At 58.4% G+C, this 6,068-nt stretch carries 5 protein-coding genes and 1 riboswitch; of the genes, 2 read left to right on the forward strand and 3 right to left on the reverse strand.

Features of this window, described 5'->3' with window-relative positions:
* The coding region (locus NKI54_RS35900) for a dihydrodipicolinate synthase family protein (RefSeq protein ID WP_352694567.1) at positions 1-555 on the forward strand (555 nt) is incomplete at its 5' end.
* Positions 556-821: 266 nt separating this feature from the next.
* Here the strand turns inward: NKI54_RS35900 and metE are convergent.
* Positions 822-3,167 carry a 5-methyltetrahydropteroyltriglutamate--homocysteine S-methyltransferase gene (gene metE / locus NKI54_RS35905; protein WP_352694570.1) on the reverse strand — a complete coding sequence of 782 codons (2,346 nt, stop codon included), beginning with the start codon at positions 3,165-3,167 and terminating at the stop codon, positions 822-824.
* A 95-nt stretch (positions 3,168-3,262) separates the two neighbouring features.
* A riboswitch (cobalamin riboswitch) is annotated at positions 3,263-3,463 on the reverse strand.
* Between the two features lie 555 nt (positions 3,464-4,018).
* On the opposite strand from metE, the gene NKI54_RS35910 reads away from it, so the two are divergent.
* Positions 4,019-4,273 (forward strand): hypothetical protein, encoded by a 255-nt coding sequence (locus NKI54_RS35910; RefSeq protein ID WP_352694568.1) that lies wholly within the window; start codon positions 4,019-4,021, stop codon positions 4,271-4,273.
* Between the two features lie 317 nt (positions 4,274-4,590).
* Here NKI54_RS35910 and NKI54_RS35915 read toward each other — a convergent pair whose 3' ends face one another.
* Entirely contained in the window at positions 4,591-5,424 is an 834-nt protein-coding gene (locus NKI54_RS35915; RefSeq protein ID WP_352515945.1) for a helix-turn-helix transcriptional regulator, read from the reverse strand.
* 62 nt (positions 5,425-5,486) lie between these two features.
* Entirely contained in the window at positions 5,487-5,738 is a 252-nt protein-coding gene (locus NKI54_RS35920; RefSeq protein ID WP_352458261.1) for an MFS transporter, read from the reverse strand.
* Positions 5,739-6,068 lie beyond the last annotated feature (330 nt).

Raw genomic sequence — 6,068 nt, forward strand, 5'->3', positions numbered from 1 at the left:
GTGTTCGAACATTTCTGGACGGTGGCGCGCGAAAGTGGCCTTCCGATCGTCATCTACGACAATCCAGGAACGACGCATTTCCATTTCACCCCAGCACTCGTCAGCCGCTTGGCAAAGGTGGGTGGGATTGTCGCTATCAAGAATCCGACAGACAAGGGCGATGCGATCAAGAGCCATCTGGCCGACCAGAGGCGCACTGTGCCGGAAGGGTTCTCGATCGGCTACAGCGGCGACTGGAACGCCGCAGAGGCCATGATCGCCGGCGCCGACACATGGTACAGCGTCCTCGCCGGCATCCTGCCCGAGGTCTGCGTGAAGATCGTCACGGTGGCGCAACAGGGCGATGCGGCCGAAGCGCGACGGATCGATGCCACGCTTGCGCCGCTCTGGAGCCTCTTCAAGGAGTTCTCGAGCCTTCGCGTCGTCTATGCACTTGCCGAATTGCTCGACATTTGCCGTGCCGACCCCCCGCGTCCCATCCTGCCTCTGCCCTCAGCAGCGAAGCGCCAGATCGCCGCCGCGTTGGAACGCTTGCCATCGGATGTCAACCGGTGAATAGCGAACCCGGCGGCCAGTGAAGGAACCTGTCATGTATGTACCCGCGCATTTCGATGAACCGAGCCGAGAATCGAACTCGACACGTCACAGGGAGAAAACGGTCCCCTTTACTCCTGCGCGATTAATACACGTGCCGAAGGAAAGTGCACATTTCGCTCGAGTGACTTATTTCAAAGGATGTGATCGCGTTTTGGCACATTCACAGGCCGACATGCGGCAGCCGGTAACTCACCACATGGTGAGCAACCAGGAAACCTTCCGGCCTACACTTTCTCCCGGAGCGCGCGTGCTGCAGCAACCATGTTCATGAGGGCAGGGCGGACCTCCTCCCACTTGCGGGTTTTGAGGCCACAGTCCGGGTTTACCCACAGTTGGGCATCGGACAGTCGCTCGCGGGCAAGCATGACGAGATCCGAAATCTCGCCGACTTCCGGGACGCGTGGTGAGTGAATGTCGTAGACTCCGGGCCCGATTTCATTCGGATATTTGGAGCTCGTGAAGGCGTCCAGCAGTTCCATTTTCGAGCGCGACGTCTCAATCGAAATGACATCCGCATCCATTTCAGCGATCGCGTCGATGATCTCGTTGAACTCCGAATAGCACATGTGGGTATGGATTTGAGTCGCGTCCTTTACACCCGTTGAAGCGATCCGGAAGCATTCGACAGCCCAGTCGAGATAGTCGTTCCAATCAGACTGGCGCAGTGGCAATCCTTCGCGAAACGCGGCCTCATCGATCTGGATCATCCTTGCGCCGGACCATTCGAGATCCGTCACTTCGTCGCGGATGGCGAGCGCGATCTGGCGGCATGCTTCGGAGCGGGGTACGTCGTCGCGAACAAATGACCAGTTGAGAATGGTCACTGGGCCTGTGAGCATTCCCTTCACAGGGTTTTCCGTAATCGACTGGGCGAACTGCCACCAGCGCAGCGTCATCGGATTGGGCCTCGATACGTCGCCGAAGATGATGGGGGGACGCACGTAACGCGACCCATAGCTCTGCACCCAGGCATGCTGGGTGAAGGCGAAGCCGGACAGCTGCTCGCCGAAATGCTGTACCATGTCGTTTCGTTCGAACTCACCGTGCACCAGCACGTCCAGCCCGATCTCTTCCTGCCAGCGAATTGCAGCCTCGATCTCCTTCTTCAGGAAGGTCTCGTAGTCGACATAGCTCAGCTGGCCCTTCGCATGAGCGGCCCGCGCCCTGCGTACCTGCGGCGTCTGCGGGAAGGACCCGATGGTCGTCGTCGGGAACGGCGGCAGCCCGAGCGTGCCGGCCTGGACTCTGGAGCGCTCGGCAAAAGCGCTCTCTCGTCGCTTCATGCTGTCGTCAATGCTGGCGATCCGCCCCTCAACCAGCGGGTCATGGATCTTCGTGGATGTCACGCGAGTGGCGGCAGCCTCGGCAGACGCTTTCAACGCGCCTGCCACCGCATCCCTGCCTTGGGACAGGGCCCGGGCAAGCAACACCAACTCGTCGGTCTTCTGGGCCGCGAAGGCGAGCCACGACCTGATGTCCGCGTCGAGTTCCGTCTCCATGCGGAGGTCGATCGGCACATGCAGCATCGAGCAAGAAGGCGCGATCTCGACGCGGTCCAAGGGCCAGCCGGCGACGATCGGTTTGATGCGGTCGAGAATGGCGGGCAGGTTCGCACGCCAGACGTTGCGGCCATCGATCAAGCCAAGCGAGAGCACCAGATCCTTCGGTGCGAGCCGACCCACCGTTTCCAGCTGCTCGGGAGCGCGCACGAGATCAATATGCAGCCCGGCCAGGGGCAGAGAAACCGCGGTTTCGAGATTGTCTCCCAGCGGCCCGAAATAGGTAGCCAGCATGATCTTCAGCTCGGGCGCGGCTTTCGACAGCTGGCCATAGGCGAATTCGAACGCAGCTCGTTCGTTCGGGTTCAGATCGAGGACAAGCGCTGGCTCATCGATCTGCACCCAGTCGGCTCCAGACAGCTTCAGCCTCTGCAGGAGTTGCTCGTAGACGGGCAGCAGCCGCGGCAGGAGCGCGATGGGATCGAATCCTTCGGCAGGCGATTTCGCCAGCTTGAGGAAGGTGATCGGTCCAAGGATGACTGGGCGTGTGTGAACGCCGAGAGCTTTAGCCTCGATGAAGTAATCGACCGGTTTCGTCGACGAGAGGGCGAACGTCTGATCATCGTTGAGTTCCGGCACAATGTAGTGATAGTTGGTGTCAAACCACTTGGTCATTTCCATCGCGGTTACATCAGACCGATGAGCCGCCTGCTGGTGACCAGCGTGTCGACAATCCTCCGTCTGACCCTGGTTGCCCCGCGCCATTGCGAAGTAGATGTCAAGTGGAACCTCGCCGCTATTCCAGCCGTAACGGGATGGAACGGCGCCGACCATGGCTGCGGTGTCGAGCACATGGTCGTAGAGCGAGAAGTCGTTCGACGGGATTTTCGACACGCCGCGATCGTGCTGCTCCTCCCAGCTAGCGGCACGGAGCGCCTTCGCGGTCGTGAGAAGGTCGGCAGCGGACGATTTTCCGGACCAGTAGCTTTCAAGCGCGAATTTCAGTTCTCGCCGACGACCGAAGCGGGGCACGCCGAGCGTTGCTACAGGAATTTGCTGAGAGATAGTCATGCCAGACCCCGATGGTTGGGGCGTCGGTGACAAGGAAGGCGCTAGCAGGCCGGCACGAACGCTAGGCTGCAGCGGCCACCGAGACACCCCGCCCGTGGACGTAATTCGCCGTGGCAGGTCTCCTGGCTCGCGGGGTCATAGCCTCTACCCGTCTTCCCAAGGCTATTCGCCTCAGTGACATGAGTGGGGTTGGCTCGCCGCTAACAGTTGCGGGGGCAGCGCCGGCATCGCACCGGCTTCCCTCTTAGCTCCGCTGCGGCAGCGCCGTACGGAGAACCACGACGCGGGAGACAATTACAGCAGTTCGCTTCATTGTCAACGCCGCATAAAGAAATGTTTATGTCGTTATGTTAAATTTCCGCTGGCATGTTCCAAAGGTCGCCTCGAAAGCGAAAACTGTGGAAGCCTTGAGCGGCCGGTAAATCAAAGCAATGACGCACGGCGCCCTTGTCCAGGAGGATAGGAGTTCGTCGGCTGCCGGCAGCAAACATACCGGCAAGCGCCGTGGTGCTGCTTAGCGCATCACGCGAACCACCTCGGCGTCGAACTTCGGCTCCGAGGTTCCGACCGCTTCGTTGGTGATCTGCTCGCGACCATATTCGGCTCAATGGCGAGGCTGTTGCCCATGTGGAAGCTGTTGGCCGTGATGCCCTCGGTGATATGACACAACGATTTCGGGGGGAGCACACCGAGGCCAGGCGCAGCGGCGTGTTGCGAAGTGATCGAGGCCAATGTCTCGAACTGCTTGTTCGCAGCCCACCGGCTCAAGGTAACCCGGCTCAAACCACCGGGCTAGCTCAAATCCTGTCCAAATGAGGCCTGAGCGGCAAATCGTCGTGCACGCGCACGGTTTGGCGTTCGATCTTGTGATGCGTCTTGGGCGGACAATCGCCACGGTGCAGCACGCAGAAGCGGTCCCCAATTGGGAAGCCGAGGGCGGTGAGGGCAAGCCAGCGCCACAGGCGGAAGGGGACTTGGACCTGTTTGCCCTGCTGGACCACAAGTTCGCGACACAGGGCCTCAAGGAGAAGACCAAGAGTGATTATGCGCGGGACCTCGCCAAATTCATCAAAAGCAGCGGGCAGTCAAAGTTCGGCGCCGATTGACATGGAGATAGCCATCGCGGCGGACCGCCCAGGCGGACCGCAAGCCGGAATACAACCGGGTGCAGGCGGCCAAGCTCGTCCACAAGATGGCGTCGGGCGCACACCGGCGATGGGAGAGCGGACCGTGGAGTGCAGGAACTTCACGCCTATCCACGCTCCCGTGGACGTGTCCTGCGGCACATCGGCAGCGATATTGAGGAGGCAGTTGAGCTTCTGGTCGAGCACTCTTACCTGCCACTACCTACGCTTAACGTCATCTCGTACTGAAAACGCACCACGCAAGGTCGAGATGTAACATGCGCCCTTCGTGGATGGTTCTAAGCTTCCTCGGGCGCGGTCAATCTGTGATAACGGTCGCTTGGAACCTCCATCACCGCGACGCGATCAAGGTTGGCGTATCGCGCTCGGTAGTAGCCTTCTTCCTCCACTTCGGCGAAACTACACTGGGGAACGTCAAAGGTCGCAGCTTCCAATCCGAAGAAAGTCGTAGCGGTTTCTTCATCCAAGAAGTTCCACTCATCTTCTCCGTCGTCATATGTGACGCGAACATAGGAGGCCATGCGCACGGCTTCCTGATCACCCATCTCTGCGATGATGGCATCGCATTCTTTCTTCAGCTTTCCTGAAACCTCACCCTTATCCCAGTCATCCAAAGCCCGATAGATTTCTGGATGATAATACTCTGGCATCTCCTCTACATCGTCACCGATAAGCTCAATGGTGCGGACATATTGCGGATTTATCAAGAGTATTTTGTTGTCAAGGCTCCAACAATACAGCCATGGCCTGCTTGTGTTATTTCTGCGCAGATTATGAAGTTCCTTCAACTGACGTAAAATCGATTCACGCGCCTTTTCATCGATAGGATATTGGCGGCTGCCAACAGTCGTCTTGATTCTGAGCGTGCCGTATCGCGTTTCGGCATCGGCAATTGCAAACGGGCTCGTGCGCCACTCCTCGACATCAATCTTCCAGCCCAGCAGCTCCTCGACCGTGCATTTCAACGTGAGACAAAGGTCCTTGATCTGCTCGACGTTCAACTGCGTTTTGCCTGTTTCCCAACGGGCCACAGTCTGTTGCGTCGTTGCCATCTGCTCTGCCAAATCTTTTTGAGTCATGCCCAGTCGAACCCTAAGCTCTTTCATGTTCATAACTCACCTCGCGTGTTCAACACACGCATCGTGGATGAATTAATCTAACACGTCAAGCGTGTTCAAAAATCGCAACATGTGTTTTTAGGGCGTCTTCGAGGCTCCGGCAGCCGTTCGTGACCACTTGCGCAAGACACAGGGCTGGTACACAGCACGAATGGGCGATCAAAAATTACTGCTGCGATGCTCGTCATCAGCCAAGCTGCCGCCGCACCTTCCACTAGGGTGCCAAGGTTCGAAATGAGTGCAGCCGACCATAGCGAACGGAAGGTCTTGTGCTCAAAAGGAACGAGTGAAGATGTTCTCTTCGCCATTGTGGGAAGCCTCGGGATTGACCGCGGGGCTGGATTTGTTTCGCCTCACTCAACTATGGCCTCGCCGTACAAGCCAAGCTGCCACAGTGCGCGCCTGCTAACCCAGAAAACTTGGCGGCCTTACAGGCATGCGCAGGACGTGCGAAGCCGCTCAAATCTCCCCAGATGGTCAGCCATCGAAGACCGGCATCACTTGCCCGTTGAGCGGCTATACGATAATGCTCCGCGGTAAGCGCGAATTTCCCCGCACCTTTTGCTGTTGAGTGCTCTGATGCATGAGGTGTCCACCAAAATAGGTGGACACCTTGTGATGGAAGAAGATGAGCAGAA

It is taken from the genome of Mesorhizobium sp. M0663 (assembly GCF_040320585.1).
Taxonomy (GTDB): Bacteria; Pseudomonadota; Alphaproteobacteria; order Rhizobiales; family Rhizobiaceae; genus Mesorhizobium.